At 51.9% G+C, this 22,553-nt stretch carries 17 protein-coding genes; 13 read left to right on the top strand and 4 right to left on the bottom strand.

The window, feature by feature from the left end; translation table 11 throughout:
* The first annotated feature begins 15 nt into the window (after positions 1-15).
* Positions 16-780, top strand: coding sequence for a substrate-binding periplasmic protein (locus tag BN4_RS11615; RefSeq protein ID WP_015415592.1), 765 nt, complete (start codon positions 16-18; stop codon positions 778-780).
* Positions 781-855: 75 nt separating this feature from the next.
* Here the strand turns inward: BN4_RS11615 and hcp are convergent, their stop codons facing one another.
* Positions 856-2,463: a hydroxylamine reductase gene (gene hcp / locus BN4_RS11610; RefSeq protein ID WP_015415591.1), complete on the bottom strand. Its 1,608-nt coding sequence runs from the start codon at positions 2,461-2,463 to the stop codon at positions 856-858.
* 301 nt (positions 2,464-2,764) lie between these two features.
* Here hcp and BN4_RS11605 point away from each other — a divergent pair, with 301 nt between their 5' ends.
* The 3 genes from BN4_RS11605 (at position 2,765) to BN4_RS11595 (ending at position 8,874) form a co-directional block, all read left to right on the top strand.
* The gene (locus BN4_RS11605) at positions 2,765-6,346 is read left to right on the top strand and encodes a PAS domain S-box protein (RefSeq protein WP_041721017.1); all 3,582 of its coding nucleotides are present in this window, start codon (positions 2,765-2,767) and stop codon (positions 6,344-6,346) included.
* 100 nt (positions 6,347-6,446) lie between these two features.
* Positions 6,447-7,616 carry an alcohol dehydrogenase-like regulatory protein ErcA gene (gene ercA, locus BN4_RS11600; RefSeq protein WP_015415589.1) on the top strand — a complete coding sequence of 390 codons (1,170 nt, stop codon included), beginning with the start codon at positions 6,447-6,449 and terminating at the stop codon, positions 7,614-7,616.
* Positions 7,600-8,874: a sensor histidine kinase gene (locus BN4_RS11595; RefSeq protein ID WP_015415588.1), complete on the top strand. Its 1,275-nt coding sequence runs from the start codon at positions 7,600-7,602 to the stop codon at positions 8,872-8,874. Before ercA ends, BN4_RS11595 begins: the two co-directional genes overlap by 17 nt.
* A 128-nt stretch (positions 8,875-9,002) precedes the next feature.
* On the opposite strand, the gene BN4_RS11590 is transcribed toward BN4_RS11595, so the two are convergent.
* The gene (locus BN4_RS11590) at positions 9,003-10,445 is read right to left on the bottom strand and encodes a SagB/ThcOx family dehydrogenase (RefSeq protein WP_015415586.1); all 1,443 of its coding nucleotides are present in this window, start codon (positions 10,443-10,445) and stop codon (positions 9,003-9,005) included.
* 130 nt (positions 10,446-10,575) lie between these two features.
* Here BN4_RS11590 and BN4_RS11585 point away from each other — a divergent pair, with 130 nt between their 5' ends.
* From BN4_RS11585 to murI, 4 genes are all read left to right on the top strand, one after another.
* The gene (locus tag BN4_RS11585; RefSeq protein ID WP_015415585.1) at positions 10,576-11,799 is read left to right on the top strand and encodes a GAF and HD-GYP domain-containing protein; all 1,224 of its coding nucleotides are present in this window, start codon (positions 10,576-10,578) and stop codon (positions 11,797-11,799) included.
* A 23-nt stretch (positions 11,800-11,822) separates the two neighbouring features.
* Positions 11,823-12,731 carry a hypothetical protein gene (locus BN4_RS11580; protein ID WP_015415583.1) on the top strand — a complete coding sequence of 303 codons (909 nt, stop codon included), beginning with the start codon at positions 11,823-11,825 and terminating at the stop codon, positions 12,729-12,731.
* Between the two features lie 91 nt (positions 12,732-12,822).
* Entirely contained in the window at positions 12,823-14,103 is a 1,281-nt protein-coding gene (locus BN4_RS11575) for an EAL and HDOD domain-containing protein (RefSeq protein ID WP_015415582.1), read from the top strand.
* Between the two features lie 150 nt (positions 14,104-14,253).
* Positions 14,254-15,063, top strand: coding sequence for a glutamate racemase (murI, locus tag BN4_RS11570; RefSeq protein ID WP_041721015.1), 810 nt, complete (start codon positions 14,254-14,256; stop codon positions 15,061-15,063).
* A 5-nt stretch (positions 15,064-15,068) separates the two neighbouring features.
* On the opposite strand, the gene BN4_RS11565 is transcribed toward murI, so the two are convergent.
* The gene (locus BN4_RS11565; protein WP_015415580.1) at positions 15,069-16,004 is read right to left on the bottom strand and encodes a universal stress protein; all 936 of its coding nucleotides are present in this window, start codon (positions 16,002-16,004) and stop codon (positions 15,069-15,071) included.
* A 10-nt stretch (positions 16,005-16,014) separates the two neighbouring features.
* Positions 16,015-17,439 carry an SLC13 family permease gene (locus tag BN4_RS11560; protein WP_015415579.1) on the bottom strand — a complete coding sequence of 475 codons (1,425 nt, stop codon included), beginning with the start codon at positions 17,437-17,439 and terminating at the stop codon, positions 16,015-16,017.
* 210 nt (positions 17,440-17,649) lie between these two features.
* Here BN4_RS11560 and ilvN point away from each other — a divergent pair, with 210 nt between their 5' ends.
* From ilvN to BN4_RS11535, 5 genes are all read left to right on the top strand, one after another.
* On the top strand, positions 17,650-18,129 hold the full coding sequence (gene ilvN / locus BN4_RS11555) for an acetolactate synthase small subunit (RefSeq protein ID WP_015415578.1): 480 nt from the start codon (positions 17,650-17,652) through the stop codon (positions 18,127-18,129).
* Positions 18,130-18,132: 3 nt separating this feature from the next.
* Entirely contained in the window at positions 18,133-19,077 is a 945-nt protein-coding gene (locus BN4_RS11550) for a bifunctional enoyl-CoA hydratase/phosphate acetyltransferase (RefSeq protein WP_015415577.1), read from the top strand.
* Positions 19,074-20,162 (top strand): butyrate kinase, encoded by a 1,089-nt coding sequence (gene buk, locus BN4_RS11545; RefSeq protein WP_015415576.1) that lies wholly within the window; start codon positions 19,074-19,076, stop codon positions 20,160-20,162. Before BN4_RS11550 ends, buk begins: the two co-directional genes overlap by 4 nt.
* A gap of 186 nt (positions 20,163-20,348) precedes the next feature.
* Positions 20,349-21,227, top strand: coding sequence for a CheR family methyltransferase (locus BN4_RS11540; protein WP_015415575.1), 879 nt, complete (start codon positions 20,349-20,351; stop codon positions 21,225-21,227).
* Between the two features lie 37 nt (positions 21,228-21,264).
* Positions 21,265-22,485: an HDOD domain-containing protein gene (locus BN4_RS11535; protein ID WP_015415574.1), complete on the top strand. Its 1,221-nt coding sequence runs from the start codon at positions 21,265-21,267 to the stop codon at positions 22,483-22,485.
* Positions 22,486-22,553 lie beyond the last annotated feature (68 nt).

Raw genomic sequence — 22,553 nt, 5'->3', positions numbered from 1 at the left:
TTTCAGGAGTACCGTATGCGTTCATATCTTTTTGCCTTCGCCCTCGTTCTGACCATCTTTGCCTCGACTGCAATGGCACAACACCCTGTCTTCGTAACAAATATCGACTTTGCGCCCTATTCCATGGAAAAAGATGGACAGCCTGCCGGGATCGATGTGGATGTCATCACTGAAGCAGCCAAACGGGCCGGATTGGACATCCAGATAGACATGGCACCACTGGACACACTGCTGCTGAGGCTGAAAACCGGCGAATGCGTCGGGGCGTTTGCGCTCTTCCCTACCCCGGACAGGGACAAGGTGGCTTCCTTCATGCGGGATGCTCCCATTCATTTCAGTGAATATGTACTTTTCACCAAGGTCGGTGACACCTTTTCCTTTGACTCCTACACCGACCTCAAACGGAAGATTATAGGACGAATCGCCGGGACTGATCTCGGCAAGGAATTTCATGACGCCCTTGATGCAGGTATCATGCAAGCCAAGGACTACCCTGACCTGACCGCAGCACTGAGGGGTCTTCTCTCAGGCGAAATTGATGCCTATGCGGGAAATATCGACGTCACATACTACCGACTCAAGGATATGGGACTCACCAGCTCCATCGTGTATCTGCCCAAGAAACTTCTGACCAAAAAGCCTTCCTACCTCGCTCTTTCCCGAACCTCGACCTATCCCCACAAGGAAGAGATACTCCAGGCATTGGGAATCGCCATCAGCAAGATGCGCCAGGATGGAACCTACAACAAGATCGCCCGCCGCTATCTGATTCGGTTCTAAGATCTCCCCTCCCGTCAACAGAAAAGCCCCTGCTTCGACATGTGTCGGAGCAGGGGCTTGCTTTATGGTTGAGGATTATCCGAGGATTTCCTTGAGGTCTTCATCCGGTGTGGAGATGGGAGCAATATTATAATTTTCGACCAGGAAGTTCAAAACATTCGGAGTGATGAACGCAGGCAGTGTGGGGCCGAGCTTGATATTCTTGATACCCAGGGCGAGCAGTGAGAGCAGGATTGCCACAGCCTTCTGCTCATACCAGGACAAGACCAGAGAAAGCGGCAGGTCATTGACTTCGCAATCAAAGGCATCGGCCAAAGCCAGAGCGATCTGGACAGCGGAATAGGCGTCGTTGCACTGACCGATGTCGAGCAGACGGGGGATGCCGCCGATATCGCCAAGCTGCTTGTCAAAGAAACGGAATTTGCCGCAGGCCAGTGTCAGAACCACGGTATCGGCAGGGGTTTTTTCCACAAACTCGGTATAGTAGTTACGCCCGGGCTTGGCTCCGTCACAACCGCCGACGAGGAAAAAGTGCTTGATATTCCCGGCCTTGACCGCGTCTATAACGGTTCCGGCAACAGACATGACAGCATTGCGGGCAAAGCCTGTCATAACAGTTCCCTTTTCGGTGTCTTCAGGGAACCCTTCCATGGCAAGCGCCTTTTCGATCACGGGAGTGAAATCGTCATTGGAAACATGAACGGCTCCGGGCCAACCGACAAGGCCGGTGGTGAAGATCGAATCCATATAATTTGTGGGCTTCTGTATGCAGTTGGTGGTCATGAGAATGGCACCGGGGAATTCTGCGAACTCCTTCTGCTGATTCTGCCATGCCGTGCCGTAGTGACCGGCAAGATGCTTGTATTTCTTCAACTCGGGATATGCAGTACAAGGCAGCATTTCACCATGAGTATAGATATTGATGCCCTTGCCTTCAGTCTGCTTGAGCAATGTCGCCAGGTCCTTGAGGTCATGCCCGGAAACAAGAATGGCCTTGCCTGCCGTGGCCCCGAGTTTCACTTCAGTAGGTTCGGGGTGGCCATACGTGGAAGTATTGGCATCGTCCAGCAACTCCATGGCGCGAATGTTGATACGACCGCATTCAAGACCGGCTTCCACACACTGCTCCAAGGTCAAGTCCGTGGACAGTGTCGCAGCAAGCAATCCTTGAATCTTGGCGTACAATTCATTGTCTTCCTTGCCCAGAATGGCGGCATGATCAGCATAGGCGCAGACACCCTTGAGTCCATAGGTCAAAGTCTGCTTCAGGGACTTGAGGTCAGGGTTGGTTTCAGGGTCATTTTCGACACCGAACTCTTTCCCCTGCTCCACGAGGCCAGCCAGGTCAGCTGCCGGAATAAAAATGGCGGGGCCGGAGAATTCAACAGAAGGAATTCTGGCTTTGAGCGCATCACGCTTGGCGACACACTCTTCAATCAACGCGACAAAACGGGTATCGTCAAAGTTAACATTGGTCAGAGTGGAAAAAACCGCTTTTGCGGTAAATAGATTAGCTTCCGCGTCTTCAATTCCTGCTTTGCGAGCAGCCACGGCTACCTGAGCCAATCCTTTGGTCAAGTAAAGAAGAAGATCCTGAAGGGATGCAGTGGTGTCTTTCTTGCCACACACGCCAACTTTGGTGCAGCCGCCTTTGGCGGTTTGTTCACATTGATAACAAAACATGGGTGTACTCCTTTATGTTTTGGAAAGTTTCCGTCGTTGAGTCCTTGTTTAGAACATTCCCGATATCATCAGTATGACTTGAGTCAAAAAAGGATAAAAAGAAGATTATAAAGTGTAAAAAAACTGTTCCTCCATAAAAAAAAATCATATCCAGACCATGTTTCTTCAAGAATGCCCGGCCATGACCGGGGTAAGTCAACACAAGCGCTCAAAAACCAAAGGCGACTCAATCGGTGCTGTCTTTATTTCCATATATGCATCTGATAGGGTCGGCACTCTTGAAACTCTCAGGTACATTATCATGAAACGCCACTTCTTACCTCCCTTGCGCGCATTGAAATCAATCAGCATCACCATGTCGGTTATTGTGATGCTGGGCATGATCTTCTGCCCAGCCCACGCCACGGCGACCGACCTGCAAAGAAAGCATATCCTGCTCCTGAACTCTTATCACCATACCTTCAGTTGGAACGAGGAGATATTCAGCGGCCTCATGGATGTCCTGCGTCCCAAGGAAACAGGCATTACCCTCCATGTGGAAAACATGGATACCAAGCGGGTCACATTCAGCGAACAATATATCCAGCATCTCCATGATGTATACCTGCATAAATTCAACGGCATGACTATCGACCTGATCATGGTCACGGACAATAATGCCCTGGAGTTCATGCGACGCTTTCATGACGAGCTGTTCCCGAATGTTCCCGTGGTCTTCTGCGGCATCAATTTTTTCAGGGATGAATTGATCAAGGGCCAGCCGCTTTTCACGGGGGTGGCTGAAAACATGGATGCCAAAGGCACACTGTGGTGGGCGCTGAACCTCCATCCCGAGACAGAACACGTCTATGTGATCAATGACTCCACGCCATCGGGACTGTCTATCAGCAGAAACATACGACTGGCTCTCAAAGATTTTGTTGCCGGAATCGAAGTACTGTATGCAAAAGGAAAAGATTTAAGAGAGATCGTACAGGAAGTCCAAGCTCTTCCAAAAAACAGCATTGTGCTGTACGGGGTCTATTATCGAGATAAATCAGGCCGTTTTCATGAAGCACCGGAGGCCATTGAAACCATCTCCGAAGCAGCAACGGTCCCTGTCTATGGTCTGCTTGATTTCGATCTCGGGCACGGCATCGTAGGCGGGATGCTCACAAGCGGATACTCACAAGGCCAATCCATGGCCCAGATCGCCTTGCATGTGCTGGCAGGACGACATCCGCAAGATATCCCGGTCATAAAACAGAGCCTGTCATCACTCATGTTCGATTACCAGCAGCTCAAGCACTACAATATCAATCTGGATATGCTGCCGGAAGATTCCGTGATCATCAATCAGCCCCGCTCTTTCTATGCGGAAAATACGAAACTCATCTGGGCCGGAGCCGCATTTACCACCATTCAAATGGTGATCATTCTGGTCCTGATGGCAAACACGGCCCGACGCAAATATGCGGAAAAGGAACTGCGCAAGGCGCACCAGCTTCTCGAAGAACGGGTTCGTAGCCGGACCAGCGAAGCCAAAGAATCCGTGGAAGCCATGCGAACGGTTTTCGACTCTTCCCACGATGCGATTTTCATCCATGATGTCGGAGGACATATCCTTGATGTCAACGCCCGCATGCTCAAGATGTATCGCATCACCCGAGATGAAATCAGTGATCTCTCCATAGCTAGAGACATGTCCAGCCGCGACAATGCCGTCTACCGGCTCTCCGCCATTTGGCGGGCGGTGATCAACGGCGAACCACAATACTTCGAATGGAAGGGGCGTCGCCCCCATGATGGTTCCGAATTTGACGCCGAAGTCTATCTGAACCGTATCGTCTTTCGTGGTCAGGAAGCCATCCTCGCCAATGTCCGCGACATCTCGGTCCGCAAGGAATCCGAGAACAGAATACGCCAATCTCTCTCCAAATTCGAAGCGATATTGGAGAACTCACTGGTCGGTATCGCCATGTCGCGAGGGCGTAAATTCGTCACTATCAACAGACGCGGTGCCGAGATATTCGGTTATGCTCCCGGCGATCTGATCGGCAATGACATTTCCTTTCTTCTTGATGACCAAAATGCTGTCGAGGAATTCATCCAGGAGTCGCGCGACGCACTCCAGGCGCGAGGAGAGTTCAATACAGAGCAGGCATTCAGAGACAAGAACGGGAATGCCATCTGGTGCCGCATGTATGCCAAAGCCATGGCACCGGAAAGCCTGGGAAGGGGGATTATCTGGGCTTGGGATGATATTTCCGAACACCGCCGCGCCCAGGAAGACCTCATGCGCACGCGAGAAGATGCCGAAGCCGCCAACCGGGCGAAAAGTGAATTTCTGGCAGCCATGAGCCATGAAATTCGTACTCCCATGAATGCCATTGTCGGTATGACTGAAATTACCCTTCAGACAGAATTGAATGATGCCCAACGGGATTACCTACACACTGTCATGAATTCGGCCCGGCATTTACTGTCTATCATCAATGATATTCTCGACCTTTCAAAGATTGAAGCGCGAAAGCTGACTCTTGATAGAACCGATTTCGACCTGCCCTATCATGTCAGGACCACCATCAAGGGGCTGGAAATACAGGGCCGTGAAAAGGAATTAAAGGTAATCCTTGATATTGCGGAAGATGTTCCGACCTGCGTCAAGGGCGATCCCTTGTCACTCCGCCAGGTTTTGATGAATCTGGTGGGCAACGCCATCAAGTTCACGCACAGGGGAATCATCTCTATTCGGGTCAGCAAAGCCGCCCCGGACCCGCATAGGACCGCATCCGACGCCCGCACCATCGGGCTGCTCTTTGAAGTGGAAGATACCGGAATCGGTATTCCCGAAGAATTCATGGACACCATCTTTCAAAGCTTTTCCCAAACAACACGGGCATTTGGCGGCACGGGCCTCGGCCTCGCGATCTGCAAACAACTGATCGGACTCATGGGCGGCGATATTTGTGTGGAAAGCAAGGTCGGCAATGGCAGTACTTTTGCCTTTACCGCTTGGTATGAACCCGGCTTTGCCTGCCCCACTCCCGATACAGGGCTTCCAAAGGCCGCGATGTCTTCCACCGGCGGGGTGCATGTGCTGGTGGCAGAGGATAACGATGTCAATGTCATGGTCACATCTCTCAGGCTTGAAGAAATGGGGTATACCTATTCCGTGGCCAGCAACGGACTTGAAGTCCTTGAACTTCTTAAGAATGAAGATTTTGATCTGATCCTCATGGATATCGAGATGCCGGTCCTGGACGGAATTTCGGCCACCAAGGCGATACGCTCCGCCGTCCCTGGCGGTCCCATCCCCAATCCGGCCATTCCCATCATCGGGGTCACTGCCCACGCGCTCAAGGAATTCCGAGACAAGAGCCTGGACGCAGGTATGGACGATTATGTTTCCAAGCCAGTGGATTTCAACGAATTGAGCGCAATCATTAATCGTCTGGTCGGCACACGGGCCATGATCTCACCATCCAGACAAACCTCCAGGAAGACATTGCCGACCGTCCGGGATAAAATTGTTGAAAGAGTGGGACCGGACTCCCCCCAGACCAAGGAAGAGTTCCCTGTCATGTGGTCGCCGGAGCAAGCCATGGAGGATCTCGGTGTCGACGAAGCCATATTCCAGGATTTCCTGACCACAGCCAAGACCGAAATGACCAATATGGCCGAAGAGATCAAACAGGCCGTCGGCTCCGGAAACAAGAAAACATCGGCCTACCTTGCCCATACGCTCAAGTCCATCTGCTTATCCATAGGCGCTCACGTGGCAGCCACAGCTGCGGCCAATCTGGAAATATCCTGCCGACAAGGCTCACCCTGCAAGGATGCCTTAAAGACATTGAGTTCTGCCCTTGACCAGCTTCTTGCCCTCATGAAGAAGAAAGCCTAATTCCGCATTTATCAATCTAACGGGTTTTACAAGGCCCATTTCATACGATACTGCTAAAAGGAGAAACTTTCGGAAAGAGAACACGGGGAGGAGTATGACCATGTCGAGCTATGACATTTCGGAACTCAGAAAATTCGTGGCACCCGAATTTGTCTTCGGAGCCGGAGCTGCCGAGCTGGCAGGTCAATACGCAGCCAATCTGGCGTCAAAAAAAGCTCTGATAGTCTCTGGTCATGTCCTCGAAAAACTGGGTATCCCGGACAATGTCATGCAAAGTCTGGCCAAAGCCGGCGTTAAAAGCACCCTTTTCTCCGATGTCACACCCAACCCTCGTGACGGAGAAGTCATGGCCGGAGCGGAGGTCTATCTCAAGGAAGGATGCGACACCATCATCGCCGTCGGAGGTGGATCGCCCATGGACTGCGCCAAGGCCATAGGTATTGTCTGCACCAATGGACGTCATATCCTTGATTTTGAAGGCGTGGATAATGTCCAACACCCAGGGCCGCCACTCATATGCATCCCGACAACCGCCGGGACTGCGGCAGATATTTCTCAATTCTGCATCATCAACAATACCAAACGGAAAGTAAAAATAGCCATCGTCTCCAAAACCATGGTGCCTGATGTCGCGCTGATCGATCCTCTGCTGACCATGAGCATGGATGAAAAGCTCACAGCCCATACCGGACTTGATGCCCTGACGCACGCCACAGAGGCCTTTGTTTCCAACGCAAGTTCAGCCATTACCGACCTCAATGCCCTGGAGGCTGTCCGCCTGGTGAACAGGCATCTGCTCTCTGCCATTAGAGACCCGCAAAACCAACAGGCCCGAACCGGCATGATGCTCGCGTCCACTTACGCCGGTCTCGCGTTTTCCAATGCCATACTGGGTGCGGTCCATGCCATGGCCCATAGCTTGGGAGGCCTGCTTGACCTTCCCCATGGCCTGTGCAACGCCATCCTTATTGACCATGTCTGTGATTTCAATTTTGACGCCTGCCCTGAGAAATACCGACAACTCGCCAATGCCCTGGGGGCAGGGATGCTCCCGGATACCCATGAGGATGACATTCGACATGAAATGCGGGGCCGGCTGCGAACCTTGAAACAAGCTGCGGGAGTCAGTGATAACCTTTGTGAACTCGGCATGAACCATTCAGCGCTGCCCCTTCTGGCCGAAAATGCCATGGCTGACGCCTGTATGCTCACCAACCCCAAGCAGCCGACCAGTCGTCAGGTCATGGAAATATATGAAAAGGCGTGCTGACACGGATTCCCTCACCGAGCGCCAGAAGCTCATCGGCCTGGGAAAACGATCCATAAGCAAGAGCTATTATCCCGAACTGAAAAAACGGCTCGATGAATTGGAACATTTCCGAGCCATGCTCGACCGGGTTTCTGATGCCATTCTGGTGGTCGATGCAGACACTGGGAAGATCCTTGATGCATCGGGGTCCACCAAAGCCATGCTCGGATGCTCCCCGGAACAACTCAACGGACAACTCTTCAGCGCGATACTTCCTGAGCACATCTCCCGGTACGCTGCCAATCTATTCAAATCCCCAATAGACCATATGAGTCTGGAAACAGACTTCTGCTGCCCTCACTGTCAGGAAAGTCCCAACGTACCGGTTGAAATGTCACTGAGAATTGTCGAACACCGCGACGGCCGACGAGCCGTCATCGTGGCTAGGGACATCTCCGAACGCAAGAGCAATGAGGAGGCATTGAGAAAAAGCCACGATGAACTCGAGATACGGGTCCGCGAACGCACTCGTGAATTGGACAGGGCCAACCGGGCCAAGACGGAATTCCTGTCCATAGTTTCCCATGAACTCCGCACTCCTCTCACCTCCGTGCTCGGGTTCGCCAAGATCATCAGGAAAAAATTGCTTGAAACCATCTTCCCGGCCATCCCCCTCAAGACCGATGGGAAAATACTCCGTGAAATGGATCGCACCAGCAAAAACATCGATATCATCGTCTCGGAAGGAGAACGCCTGACCACCTTGATCAACGATGTTCTTGATCTAGCCAAACTTGAAGCAGACAAGGTCGAGTATCGGATGGAACGAATCAACCCGGAAATTTTCATTACCCATTCCATGGAGGCCACGAGCAGCCTTTTTGACGAGTCCGGACTGACGCTTATTGCCGATATAGAACCCGGATTACCTCATGTCATGGCTGATCAGGACAGGCTGATCCAGGTCATGGTCAACCTCCTCTCAAACAGTGTGAAATTCACGGAAACAGGAACCATCACCTGCCGGGCCAGATTGGTCGGTGATCATCTTCGGGTTAGCGTCACCGACACCGGTATGGGTATCCCCAAGGAACTACGAAGTGCCATATTCGACAAATTCACTCAAGCGCAGGAAAGCTTGGCTGATCGACCGAAAGGCACCGGTCTCGGCCTGCCCATAAGCCGCAATATCATTGAGGGGCATCGCGGGCATATCTGGGTTGAAAGCAGCATCGGCAAAGGAAGCAAATTCATTTTCACTCTTCCGGTCATCACGTAAGAGTCCTTTTCCCAGTCCTTCCTGGCACATGAAGGAAATCGTTGCATGAGATGGAGGTCTCGACTGTTCACGCGTCAACTCCAACCAACTCCAACACAAAAAAGTCTTTCTCTCAGCAGGGACTCGACCTACCGCTTGATCGGGCCGACGCCTACCAGATAGAGCAAGGCATGTCCCGGAGGCAAAGACAAGATCGAGACGGCTTCATCATCAAAAAAAGCTCCGATTCCACACGCCCCAAGATGCTTTGCCGTGGCGGCCAGATAAACCCGTTGACCGAGCCGCCCCGCTTCCAGATGCGCATAGCGGTATGCCCGCGGACCGCATTGACGACTCAGGGTTCCAAGATCGGCCGTAAAAACAATATGAAGAGCACACTCTGCAAGCCAGCCTTGATCAAGACACATTTTCGCCATCTCTGCCATAAAATGCCCACCCCGAATGGCAACCATGGCCCTTCGTACCCGGTCCATGCGATAATGCCCTGGCTCCATACCACTGTTTTCTCCGGCAATGACCTCGATTTGAACAGCATGAGTGCAGCCCGTCTCCATCTCTTGACAAAGAAATGACAAAATATCGGTCAATGCGGCAACAGGAACCTGTCTCCTGACAAAATTTCTGTGAGAGCGACGCGCCACGAGAGCATCCGCTGCGGGCATGCGTATGTCATGAGGCGGCAATGAAAGCTCAGGCAACTCCGTTTCCTTTGGCTTCGGAACAGGACATCGGGCAAAACTCGAAGCCGCACGATGCATCGCCAGCAAGGATTCCGGAAGCCCCGTCTTCATGGGACTTCGGCTGAATTGCGCGAGGGAATCCGTTACTGTCGGAACCGAGTCATCCACATCGGCCTGGGGAGAACACCCCAACGAATGAATCTGGGCCAGGCACCCCTCAAAATCAGGATCAACACAGAGAAACCGATTCACGAGGCGATCGTTGAAGTCAGGATCACAGACTGCCGAGCCCCCCTGAATTGTGGCGGCCAGCAAGACATTCTCAATCATATGACCGGCATCAAGGAGACAGTACCGGTACGCACGTGCTCCATACTTCCAACTGCTGCGCTGGAAAAGTGAAGTGACATACACCCGTACGATCGGATCGGTTCCGGCAAGTGGCCCGAAGACTCTCCCGGTGCGAAGCCGCGCCAAAGTGTGTTCAAGTGGCAAATAATGATACAGACCGTCATACAATCCGACGATATTCTGTACGGCAATGAAAAGCTCTGTCGGGTACAAAGCCCCGGCCGAAGGAACAGTTCGAAAATGAAACAGGCTTCCATCCGTCTGGTATCGCACTCGTGTTATACCGGCGGCCAGATTACAGATATTGCCGACAAGCTGAAAGATATCTCCATGTCCTGCCAGAGGACGTGGAGCAAAAACGGATGCAAGAGGGATGTCGGGCAGGACTGCCCCCTGTGGAAATCGATAATGCTCAATACCCTGATACAGTTTGAATGGCAGAGGCATCGCTCCCCTGAGCGAGGGACGCCCGAAAAGGTGCCCGCGAGAATGCGATGTGGCGGTGTGGTATTCCATCACCGGGTCAGAGATATCAACCATATGTCCCTCCGAGAGGAAATCTGTCTTTCATCCCGTCATCCCTTACCTTGAACAAAGAATCGACCTCTGCCTGCTTTCTTGATTTTTCTTCGGTATTGTATGATGTTGAGCTATAAGCAGGGAGACACACATGCACAAGGCTTCCTTTTCCCAACAAGACAATCCAATCCTGACCATCCTGAAAACCACGGATGAAGTCAATCATCTCAAGGATATTGACACTATTCTTGACAGGATTCTCCAGGAATCACGGGCGTTCTCCAATGCAGATGCAGGTTCCATTTTTCTTGTGGAAAGAGAGAACCTGATCTTCAGTTTCGTCCAGAATGACACGCTCTTTTCCGGAGAAGGGGCCAATGCCGCACTGTATCAGAATTTCAGTATCCCGGTCAGCGGTGATTCCATTGTCGGCTACGCGGCCAAGACCCGACAAAGCCTTGCCATTGACGATGCCTACAGGCTTGATCCAACTCTTCCCTATTCCTTTAACAAGAGCTTTGACGAAAAATCCGGGTACCAGACCACCTCCATGCTGGCCATCCCTCTGATCGCGCAGGAAAGTCGTCTGGTCGGTGTCATGCAGCTCATCAATGCCAGAAATGACATGGGAAAAGTCATCCCTTTCTCCGAAGATGCCCAGACCTATATCCCCCTCTTCTGCAACAATGCCTCCGTCGCCATTGAGCGAGGTATCATGAACCGTGAGATAATCCTGCGCATGATGCAAATGGCTGAATTGCGTGATCCCAGCGAGACTGGTGCCCATGTTCAACGCGTAGGGGCTTTCAGCGCAGAGATATATGGAACCTGGGCAGCCCGGAGAAAGCATTCCGCCAAGGAAATAAAACGGGTTCGGGACAACTTGCGATTGGCTGCAATGCTTCACGATGTCGGCAAGGTCGGTATCCCGGACGCTATCCTCAAGAAGCCCGGAAAGCTGACGGACGAAGAATTCAAGGCCATCAAGATGCACACCATCTTTGGAGCCCGCCTTTTCAGGAATCTGACCAGCGATCTTGACAGAATGAGTATGGAAATAGCACTTGGTCATCATGAAAAGTTCGCAGGGGAAGGCTATCCGGGACGAGTGACTCCTGACATATGGGCTTCGGAAGTCGAAATGGGGGAGCCTATTCGAGGGAAAGATATTCCACTGAGCGCACGCATCTGCGCTGTCGCGGATGTCTATGACGCCCTGGCATCACCCCGCTCCTACAAGGAACCGTTTACAGACGAAAAATGCATTTCACTCCTGGAAAAAGGGGCCGGGGGCCACTTCGATCCTGAAATAGTGGAAATATTCATCGAAATATTCGACGTTATCAAGGCAATCCGCAACAAGTTTCAGGAATAAGACAAGGTCTAACCGGTTCCGCCATGAATCATGAAAAGCTCTATGATTTCGTCAATCCAGCCGACTCCTCCTGCGTACTCGGCGAAGTGAAAACAACACTGCCTGAACTTTTTACCAGCCACCACGGCCACGTGTTCAAACAGGCCTTTCATGACGTGAAACAACTCTTCTCCGGCCACTATCCCGGCTACAAGGCGAGCAATACCCTCTATCACGACTTCGAGCACACCTGCTCGGTGACTCTGGCCACCATGCGTCTCATATATGGAGCCATTTCCGAAGGACATACATACTCAACCAGTGAAATAACAAAGGGGCTGCTGGCCGCGCTCTTTCACGATGTCGGGTTGATTCAAGCCCTTGATGACGACAATGGGACCGGAGCCAAATACACAGTCGGTCACGAGGAGCGATCCATCCAATTCATGCAGGCCAATCTCGAAGGGTGCCTGTCGATTGAAGACATCGCTGACATAGCCGATTGCATCACATGCACGATCCTCTCCCAGTCCCCTGCCGATATACCGTTCCGCACCGAGAACATGCGCATGATGGGCAACTTCATCGGCAGCGCAGATCTGCTCGCCCAGATTGCCGACCGCCATTATATCGAAAAATTACTCCTGCTTTTCGAGGAATTCAAGGAAGCCAAACTGCCAGGCTATGAAACCCCCTTTGAACTGCTCCACAAGACGCGAAATTTCTATCAGGATGTCGCTCGAAAACGCCTCGATCAGGAATTGGGGAACGTCGACCGATTTATGACTCCCTATTTTGTCAAACGGTGGGATGTCGAGCGCGATTTCTATGCCGAAGCAATTCACAATAACCTTGATTACCTTGATCGTATCCTCAAGCAATGCCATGACGATCTGGACTGTTTCATGAAACGGTTGAGAAGACGCAAATCAAAGCCGAAATCTCAATGCTGATCCAACGAACCCATCGAATTTTATAATTCCTCCATGGCGTCTCGTGATCCATAGTACGCCGAAGATTCACACAAAACAGAGAAAAGACGCCATGCCGGAAAATTCCCCCATCATTGAAGCCATATTCGTGGCCCGCCAACCAATCTTTCATGCGGACGAGAGCGTCTGGGGGTATGAACTGCTTTTCCGTACCAGTGAAGAGAATATCGCCATCATTACTGATGAAACCATGGCGACATCCTCAGTCATAGCAGATGGCCTGAGCATGGCCATGGAAGGTATGGCGGATGGCATGCATATTCTCATCAATTTCCCGGAACAGATGTTGGCTGACGATATCGGATTCGCCCTGCCAAAGGACATTTGCGTCATCGAAATTCTTGAGCATGTCCGCCCCACACCGGAAACGCTGGAAGCAGTCGAAAAACTCAAGAAAGCAGGGTACACCATAGCGATTGATGATTTCTCCGGCCAATCTCATCTTCAACCCTTCATGGATTTGGCCGATATCGTCAAAGTGGACGTCCTGGCTTTGGACTCCAACCCGCTCCGCATAGCCGAGGCCTTGAAATCCATTCCGGTAGAACGCGTGCAACTCCTGGCTGAGAAAGTGGAGAATGCTGACATTTTCACCCTTTTGAAAGCGTTGGGGTTTTCTCTCTTTCAAGGATTTTATTTCAGCAAACCGGAAGTCATTCCCGGCAAGAAACTCTCATCCAATGAAATGACCAAGCTTCAATTACTCAGTGAACTTTCCAACATCGACTTCGATCCGAAACGTCTCGCCGAAATTCTCCAATCTGACCCCAGCCTGAGTTATCGACTCTTTCGTTATATCAATTCCGTTGGGCACGGCTTGCGTTTCAAAGTCACCTCCCTCAAGCGAGCCATTGACATGATGGGCATGATACAGGCCAAACACTGGCTGAGAACCGCCGTCATATCGGATATCAACCCCACGCCCAAAGCCGGGGAACTCGCATATATGTCGGTGCAACGCGCTAAATTTCTGGAATCGATATGTACCGCATCCACCTCTGAAGCATGTCAACCGGATACCATGTTCATAACCGGTTTGTTCTCTCTTCTGGACGCCATGTTGGGAATGGACATGGATGATATCCTCAAGGCTCTCCCCCTTGATGAATCCATCATTCAGGGTCTGACTACGGAAGGGGAAATCCGTGATCTTCTTGATCTCGCCACCAGCTATGAAATGGGTGAATGGAAAAAGACACTGAAAACAATCCAGAAATTGGATATGGAAACAGACGAGGCCGATCTGCTCTATGCCCGATCACGTAATTGGGCGCAGAAAATGCTTGGCTATTCCAACATCCCTCACGACGAAAAAGATGATAACCATCAATGATCTAATAAGAAAATTTTCTATGATCGTTTTTTTTACTTCAACAAGAGTTTAGACTTTCTCAAGAAAATATGTTGAATTCCGAGTCCTGATCACCACACAATCGTGCAAGGAGCGTGGAACGTGGATACAAGGGCGCATCTTCCCATCGGCATGTTCGATTCCGGCGTTGGGGGACTGACTGTTCTCAAGGCACTTAAAGAGAGATTGCCGTGTGAAGATGTCATATATCTTGGCGATACCGCTCGGCTTCCCTATGGAAGCAAATCGCCGCAAACGGTGGGCCGCTATGCAGTCCAATGCGCTGCCGAATTGGTCAGGCGAGATATCAAGCTACTCGTAGTGGCCTGTAATACGGCCTCGGCCGTGGCAATCGGACCATTGCGTGAAGCCTATCCTGGTATTCCGGTCATCGGGGTTGTGGAGCCGGGAGCACAAGCCGCGTGTCGGGCTTCCCTCAACAACGCCATCGCCATTATCGCCACGGAATCGACCATTGCAGGCGGAGCATATCAGCGTGCCATCCATGCCATCGCTCCCAAAGCCAGAATAATTGGACATCCCTGCCCGCTCTTTGTCGCTTTGGCTGAAGAAGGTTGGACTGAAGGAGATGTTCCGGAAGCGGTAGCGACAAAATATCTCACTGCAATATTCAACCCGGCATCAGGAACAGAATCCCCTCTGATACCAGACACACTGGTCCTCGGCTGTACCCACTTCCCCCTGCTTGCCCCTGCCATACGCAGTGTTCTCAGCCCCTCAATACGGATCGTCGATTCCGCCGCCACCACAGCCGATACTGTTCAGGCCGAATTGGAACGACTGACCCTGCTCCGCCCGAACCACGGATGCGGCGAGACCCGCTACCTGACGACTGACGACGCAGCCCGCTTCGCCCGAACCGGAACACGATTTCTGGGCACGCCCATTACAGAACATGAAGTAGAGCTGGTTGACCTCTAAAAGAGTTACTTGATGATAAGCACGGAATTCCGTGCCTTGGCAGCAACTTCATGTGCTACGCTAAAGACCTTGGCGAACCAGGGCTTTTCAGACTCAGCCATGATAATGAGTGAAAAATCGTACCCGATCTCCGTAATGATGTCAGCTGGATCACCGATTTCAACTAACAATTCATGAGGTTCCATCCCGGCCTGTCGATACATCTCGGCGGCTTTTTCCACTGCCTTCTGCGCCGAGGCCTTTCCTTCTTCATCCTCAGCAACGGCTAGCAGGGAGATGGGACAATCACAGGTAATACTGTAGCGAATGGCCTTGGGAAGCATTTTCCAGCATACGTCCGTATCCTGTACGCACACGATATACCCAAGCCCAGGTTCAAGCTTCCGGGCAATAAGCACCGAATGATCAGAATGAGATGAAATCTTCATGGCCAGATCCTTGGGAGTGAGATAGCGACGCAGCCCCTCCACAGGCTTGGCAGACCCGCCGACAATGATGAAATCCGCATCCATACGATCGGCCTCATCCACCACAACTGAAGTCACATCATCTGCCATTCGTAGAGCAAGAGAAATTTTCCCGCCACTTGCAGCTTGATATTCAAGAACAAATTCACCAGCAGGGTCTCCAGTAAGTTCACGATAACGCCACTCATCCCCAGCATCCATATCTATTTCACCCAGCTCCACCAGAATATCGCGCGCTTTATTCAAGTGGGTCATACTCGGAAGCTCGATCCCCCAGTCGAGGACATTTTCCCGAGCCACCTTCACCTCCATGCCACCGGATTTGAACCCGCTATCCATGGGCCGGACGTAGAGCAGCTTGATGTCGATGCATCTTTCTTTGCCAAGACGATGCACGAATTTCAGCCCGGTAAAGGCTTCAGGACCGCCTCCTATGCAGATAAGGATATGAAGTTTATGGTCGTCCTGCGTCATGACGAACTCCTTACAGCCCAATCAGGGGCCAATAGATTTTCGATGCCAACAACAGCACGATAAAGGACATCAGCCCAATCCGCCACCCCACTTTCATAAAGTCGGACGGTCGGAGGTATCCCGATGAATATACGATGGTGGAAGCAGGAGTCCCGATTACAGTAAAATAGGCGAATGCACTGGAGATAGCTGTCACCATACCCACGGCAAGAGGATTGGTTTCGGACCCCACAGCAATGGACAGGACAACCGGACCGAGAACAGCCACGGCAGCGCCATTGCTCATGGTATTGGTGATAAAGGTTGTCAGAATCATGACGGCCGCCATCAATCCAAGACCCCGGTCAAGCCCGAGGGGAGATAAGCCATCCATGAACAGCCCGGCTACCCAGGCCGCAGCGCCAGTGACACGCATCTGAACACCGAGAGAAATGGCGGCCGCATAAAGCAAAACAACACCCCAGTTCACCCCGGAATTGATATCCTGCCAACGGACTAATCCGGTCACAAGAAAAAGCACCGCACCAAGAAGGGCAATGGTCCCCATGCCCACTTGGGACGAGAAGCCCACCCAGCCGATCAATGTGATCAGAAAGAGGGTAATGGCCACATAATGCCGCCCGGCCAAAGCGCCTTCTTTCCCCACCTGCTCCTTGAGCTTTTCCACGGCCTGGTCCAGGCTGGACAACTCCACCTTGAAAGTGGAACGCAATATCCAATGCATCAACGGCAATTGCACGAGAAAGACCGGATAAGCATAGAGCATCCAGTCAAGATAACTGACCTTGTACTCATAGGTTGCCGGATCATCCGGGGCAAAAAAGAATCCCCTCAGGTAGTCGATCATGATCGCATTCCGCGCTCCGCCGGAAGGCGTCCCTATTCCGGCCATGGCGCAGGCATATGAAATAGAAAAAAGAAAAAGCACTGCCAGGGCGCGACGCTGATTTTCATCATCAGTCGCCAACTGGAGCAGTGACATGGCTACCGGCAGCATCATCGCCGCCACGGTATGCTCCCCGATAAAAGAGGCCAGCAACCCGGAAAAGACAGAAAGACCAAATGCGATACGATACGTACTCGCCCCCGTCACACTCACTATAAGCAGGGCCAACCGCTTGTCCAATTTCTGTTTGACCAGAGCCACGGCGAGCATCAACGACCCCATGATGAACAGAACCGAATCTTTCATCAAGGACTTCGCCACCAAAGTCGAGTCCAGCCCCAAAAGAAATATCTGCCCCAGAATAATGAGCAACGCCACTGCCGGAAGCGGAATAGGCTCGGTCATGAAGAGCATGGTCGCGCCCACGGTCATGATCAGCACCCGCCATCCATCCGGGGAGACGCCTTCGGGAATGGGACCGAACAGCATCAAGGCTTGAATGAGCAAGGTCACGAAGAACCAGCGTTTTTCACGAAAATAATGTATCACGATATGGCACCATACACCTCTTTACCTGTTGCGCCAAGGGAGGAGACGACTTTTCGAACAAAGTATCACTCCCGAGCTTGGGAAACGTTGCTTTTCACGGCAGTAAATGCGACCAATCTCCCGGCTTTCCATTGCCCGGACCAGCGGTATTTCATACACTCAGACTGATTGAGCACGGCGTCACGACGCCACAAACCAAGGAGCCTTGCCTTGAAACGCACTTTATCCGCTCTCGCGAAAAACAAACCAGGCGTTCTGGCGGACATTGCCACGGAATTCAGCAAATCCGAAGCGAATATCCTTTCCCTGGCAGCCGGAGAAACCGAACAGGCCGAAATCTCACGCATTGTGATCCGGCTGGAAGGCAACGACGCAGCCATAGATGATGCAGAACAAACCCTGAAGAATCTGGATGCCATCATTCAGATAGATGACCTCTCCCGCAAGGATTTTGTAGATCGGGAACTGGTGATGATCAAGATAGCAATGAGTCCCGGAAACACAGGGCAACTGATGCAGATTTTTGAAGTCTTTCGGGCCAATGTCGTGGGTATGGGGCAGGAAACGATCACGGTTGAGCTTTCCGGGGACCAGGAGCGCATAGAAGGATTGATCCAGATGCTGGTCCCTTACGGTATCAAATCTCTCTGCCGTTCCGGCATGATCGCTCTCAAGCGGGGAGATGAATAATTCATGCCTCTCCATGATACCATCACAAGCCTTGACGGGCTGGTCCGTGCCGCGCTGGATCAGACCCTGAACACCCCCCTCCCCAAGGTCGCCATTGCCCGATCGGCTGAAGACCATGTCCTCAAGGCCGGACTGGATGCTTACGAACGGGGCGTGGCCGAACCCATCCTAGTGGGGGACAGGGAAGAAACCTATTCAATGGCGGAGAAACGTGGTTTGGACATTTCTCCTTTCCGGTTCATAGACATGCCTGACGATCAGATGGCCGTGAACGAAGCTGTCCGCCTCTTTCGAACAGGTGAAGCCCAGTTCATCATGAAAGGCCTGGTGTCCACGGCATCGCTCCTCAAGGGAATTCTGAACAAGAAAACCGGGGTTCCCAATCCTGGCTGCATTCTCAGTCATGTTTCACTTTTCCAATCCCCATTGGACGGGCGTCTCATGATCATGACCGACCCGGCTGTCAACATTGCCCCCAGCCTGCAACGCAAGGCAGACATTCTCAAGAACGCACTGAATGTAGCCCGCAAACTCGGCATCGTACGGCCCAAAGTTGCAATTCTCGCAGCAACGGAAAAAATCAATTACCCAGCCATGCCCGCCACTTTGGACGGAGACATCCTAACCAAAATGGCCCGACAGGGAGAGTTCGGGGATGCCGAAGTGCTTGGACCGCTTTCATTGGACCTCGCCGTATCCAAATCCGTTGCCAGCAGTAAACGCTTCGACAGCCCGGTTGCAGGCCGGGCAGACATTCTGCTCACACCGGATATCGAAGCCGGAAACATTCTCTACAAGGCACTGACGACCCTTTCCGGCTGCACCATGGCCGCTGTGGTTGTCGGCAGCCAGGTTCCGGTGGTGGTCCCGTCCAGAGGCGACACTGACGCGACCAAGTTTCATTCCATAGCACTTGCCAGCCTGCTCGCACAAAGGAATGAATCATGAGGATTCTTGTTATTAATCCAGGTTCCACCTCCACCAAAATTGCCTTGTATGAAAACCGTACAGCAATCATGACACGTGAATTTCAGCACGAAAAAGCGGAACTCGCGCAGTTTCCACGAGTCCTTGATCAAAAGGACTTCCGCATGATGATCATCAAAAAGGCGCTCAAAGACGAAGATATAAAATCGGCGACCATTGACGCTGTGGCTGGACGAGGTGGTCTGCTGCGCCCCATGGAAGGTGGTGTTTACGAAGTGTCAGACACTATGTTGCACGACTTGCGAGAAGCGCTCTATGGGGAGCATCCGTGCAACCTTGGGGCAATCCTGGCCGATGAACTGGGGCACGCATGGCAGGTTCCGGCCTACATAGTTGACCCTGTCGTCACAGACGAACTGGCAGAGGAGGCCCGCTACACCGGACACCCTGCCATACGGAGACGAAGCACTTTTCACGCCCTCAACCAACGAGGAGCCGCACGGACAATAGCATCCCGACTGGGGATTGAATATCACCAGGCCAATTTCATCGTCTGTCACATGGGCGGCGGTATCTCCATCGGTGCCCATCGTCAGGGCAAAGTGGTGGAGGTCATCAATGCCCTGGATGGCGAAGGCCCGTTCTCCCCCGAGCGAAGTGGCTCCCTGCCTTTGATCCCGGTCCTCGATATGGTCGAAAGCGGAAAAGCCTCTTTTGCCGAAATGCGACAGACGATTCTCCGAGAAGGTGGCGTCTTCGCTCATTTGGGAACGAATGACCTCCGAGAAGTCGTCACACGAATGGACCGGGGAGAGCCCCAGGCACGGTCGGTCTTTCAAGCACTGGCTTATGGAATAGCCAAGTATATAGCTTCTCTCGGCCCAGCTTTGGCGGACAGGGACGGAAACATGGCCCTCTGCGCCGTGATCCTGACGGGAGGTTTGGCCAAAAGCGCCCCTCTGATACAGGAAATCAGTCGACTGGTCCGGTACCTTGGCCCTGTGGAGATAATTACCGGCGATGAGGAAATGTCCTCACTGGCTGCCGGGGCACTGCGCGTCTTGACAGGAAAAGAAATTGCAAAAAGATACGAGGATGGCGCATAGGCATTTTTTCGCGCTCCACTGCCTTTTTCTCGTCTTTCATGCCGTCTGTGATACTTCTTGAAAATTCAAAAAAACCATGACGGAAGAAAATCTAATTGTAGTCCAGCAATTTTATGGGTAACTTTTCGAATGTAACAATAAAATTGTAACGCGGGCTGGGAATGCCCTGTCAGTAAGGATAGGTGGATGGGCTCTCTGTTTTCAAGTTCCATATCGCTTCGCAAAAGTGTCAGCATTTCCGAGGATGAGTTCGTCCAATTACGTGACTTCATCTATGAAAAAAGTGGCATCTTCGTCGATAGCAAGCGGAAATACCTCTTTGAAAGCCGTTTTTCCAAACGACTCAACGAGCTTGGGCTCGCGCACTTTTCCGATTACATCAACTATCTCAAATACGACTTGAAAAAGAACCAGGAGCTTTCCAAGCTCTATGAGATGGTGACGACCAATGAAACCAGCTTCTGCCGCGACATGAAGCAGTTGGAAGCCTTTCAGGACAAAGTGCTGAAGGAAGTCCTTGATGCCCAGCGTGCCAAAGGCAGGCTGGAACTCAACATATGGTCTGCTGGATGCTCTTCCGGTGAGGAACCTTATACCCTTTCCATCCTACTCCATGAGGCCCTGCGCATGGAGTTGGCAAAATGGAAAATAAAGATCACTGCAGTGGACCTTTCCCCTCCCATGATCGAAAGGGCAAAAAAAGGCGTCTATGGCGAGTACGCATTCAAGACGACCCCCGATGCCATCAAGCAACGGTATTTCACCAAGGACCCTGAAGGCTGGAAAGTCAAACCGACCGTTGCTCGACTGATCTCGTTTCAGCAAATGAATCTCAATGATCCGGCTTCGCTGAAACGGGTCCCTCGTTCACATATTGTTTTTTGTCGAAATGTGATAATCTATTTTGATCAGGATATGAAACAACGGGTTGTTTCAGCATTTTACGATAATCTTCAGCCCGAAGGATATCTGATGCTCGGACATTCGGAGACATTACACACGGTGTCCAAAAGTTTCAAACCAGTCTATCACCCAGGCACAATCGCCTACAAGAAGGAAGGCTAGGGATTGGTCCCAGCTCCATAGACGAAGGGAGAAAGAAGTGGGAATCAAACGCTTGGAAGAGCTTGCCGCAGGCATGGTCCTGGCCTCGGACCTCAAGGCCGAAGACGGAAGACTGCTCTTCAAGTCCGGAACGGAACTGGAGGACCGCCACCTCGAATTGCTTAGGCGCGTCGGTGCCACGCAAGCGGAAGTGGAGGAAGACCTTGGTCCGTTGGATGAAGAGACCCTGCGTGACATAGAAGATTATGTCCGTGACTTTTTCCTGTACGTGAATCCCGATTTCCCTCCTGCCGTTGAATTATTCCACTTTGTTCTGGAGCTTACTGCCAAAGCCGTGGCCTCTGGTTGGGAGTTGCCGGATGCCAATACCCGCCGCGCTGCCAATGTCGAGCATATGGAAGACATCTTCCTCAAAGGCATGGGATCGCCGGAAGTTATTGCCAGCCATGAAACCGAACTGACCAGCTTTCCGGACATCTATTTCCGCATCAGAGAGATATTGCAGGACGAAAGCGCCTCGTCGGAAAAGATCGCTCAGGTTGTCAGCACGGACATGAGCCTTGCTGCCAAATTGATAAAACTCGTCAATTCGCCGCTCTACGGGTTCCCGCAAAGCATTGATTCCATCAGCCGCGCCGTGACCCTGGTCGGAGCCAAGGAATTGTCAACCCTTGCTCTCGGCATTTCAGCCATCAACTATTTCAAGGATATCCCCCCCGAGTTGGTTGATATGGGAACTTTCTGGCGGCACTCCATAACCTGCGGGGTGTTCTCAAAGATTCTGGCAGGAACGCAGACAGGCCTTTCCACTGAACGCTTTTTCATAGCCGGGCTTCTCCACGATGTGGGCCGCCTGATCATGTTCAAGAAACTCCCTTATGCCTCCACCGAAGCCATGCTCTTTGCCCGAGAAAATTCCATTCCTCTGGTTGAGGCGGAAAACTCGATCATGGATTTCAACCATACCGACATCAGCAAAGCGCTTCTCGCGGCATGGCAATTTCCCCAAAGCCTTTCCGACATTATCAATTTCCATCATAATCCCATGGAATTCGCCAATTCACTGGAACCGGCCATCGTTCATATTGCGGATAACCTCGCCAATGCAATGGCAATTTCAGAAGGCGGCATGTACGTTCTGCCCGGTATCGATGAAGCAGCATGGGAACTCCTCGGCATTGCCCCCTCTCCGTTCCTCGAAGAAGCTGCGCTTCAGTATCAAGAACAAATAGACACTATTATGAGCGCCTTTTTCTAGAAAAACTGCCCATTTCACGAAAAGACGACTCCCCAACTCTTTCTCGTCATCAAAAGGTGGTAACTGTT

The sequence above is a fragment of the Pseudodesulfovibrio piezophilus C1TLV30 genome, assembly GCF_000341895.1.
In the GTDB taxonomy this organism is placed as follows: domain Bacteria; phylum Desulfobacterota; class Desulfovibrionia; order Desulfovibrionales; family Desulfovibrionaceae; genus Pseudodesulfovibrio; species Pseudodesulfovibrio piezophilus.
This window is presented reverse-complemented; position numbering and strand designations above follow the sequence as displayed.

Excerpts from the sequence above, each read along its gene's own strand:
- BN4_RS11615 (WP_015415592.1), top strand. The coding sequence starts at position 16 with ATGCGTTCATATCTTTTTGCCTTCGCCCTCGTTCTGACCATCTTTGCC.
- hcp (WP_015415591.1), bottom strand. The coding sequence starts at position 2,463 with ATGTTTTGTTATCAATGTGAACAAACCGCCAAAGGCGGCTGCACCAAA.
- BN4_RS11605 (WP_041721017.1), top strand. The coding sequence starts at position 2,765 with ATGAAACGCCACTTCTTACCTCCCTTGCGCGCATTGAAATCAATCAGC.
- ercA (WP_015415589.1), top strand. The coding sequence starts at position 6,447 with ATGTCGAGCTATGACATTTCGGAACTCAGAAAATTCGTGGCACCCGAA.
- BN4_RS11595 (WP_015415588.1), top strand. The coding sequence starts at position 7,600 with ATGAAAAGGCGTGCTGACACGGATTCCCTCACCGAGCGCCAGAAGCTC.
- BN4_RS11590 (WP_015415586.1), bottom strand. The coding sequence starts at position 10,445 with ATGGTTGATATCTCTGACCCGGTGATGGAATACCACACCGCCACATCG.
- BN4_RS11585 (WP_015415585.1), top strand. The coding sequence starts at position 10,576 with ATGCACAAGGCTTCCTTTTCCCAACAAGACAATCCAATCCTGACCATC.
- BN4_RS11580 (WP_015415583.1), top strand. The coding sequence starts at position 11,823 with ATGAATCATGAAAAGCTCTATGATTTCGTCAATCCAGCCGACTCCTCC.
- BN4_RS11575 (WP_015415582.1), top strand. The coding sequence starts at position 12,823 with ATGCCGGAAAATTCCCCCATCATTGAAGCCATATTCGTGGCCCGCCAA.
- murI (WP_041721015.1), top strand. The coding sequence starts at position 14,254 with ATGTTCGATTCCGGCGTTGGGGGACTGACTGTTCTCAAGGCACTTAAA.
- BN4_RS11565 (WP_015415580.1), bottom strand. The coding sequence starts at position 16,004 with ATGACGCAGGACGACCATAAACTTCATATCCTTATCTGCATAGGAGGC.
- BN4_RS11550 (WP_015415577.1), top strand. The coding sequence starts at position 18,133 with ATGCCTCTCCATGATACCATCACAAGCCTTGACGGGCTGGTCCGTGCC.
- buk (WP_015415576.1), top strand. The coding sequence starts at position 19,074 with ATGAGGATTCTTGTTATTAATCCAGGTTCCACCTCCACCAAAATTGCC.
- BN4_RS11540 (WP_015415575.1), top strand. The coding sequence starts at position 20,349 with ATGGGCTCTCTGTTTTCAAGTTCCATATCGCTTCGCAAAAGTGTCAGC.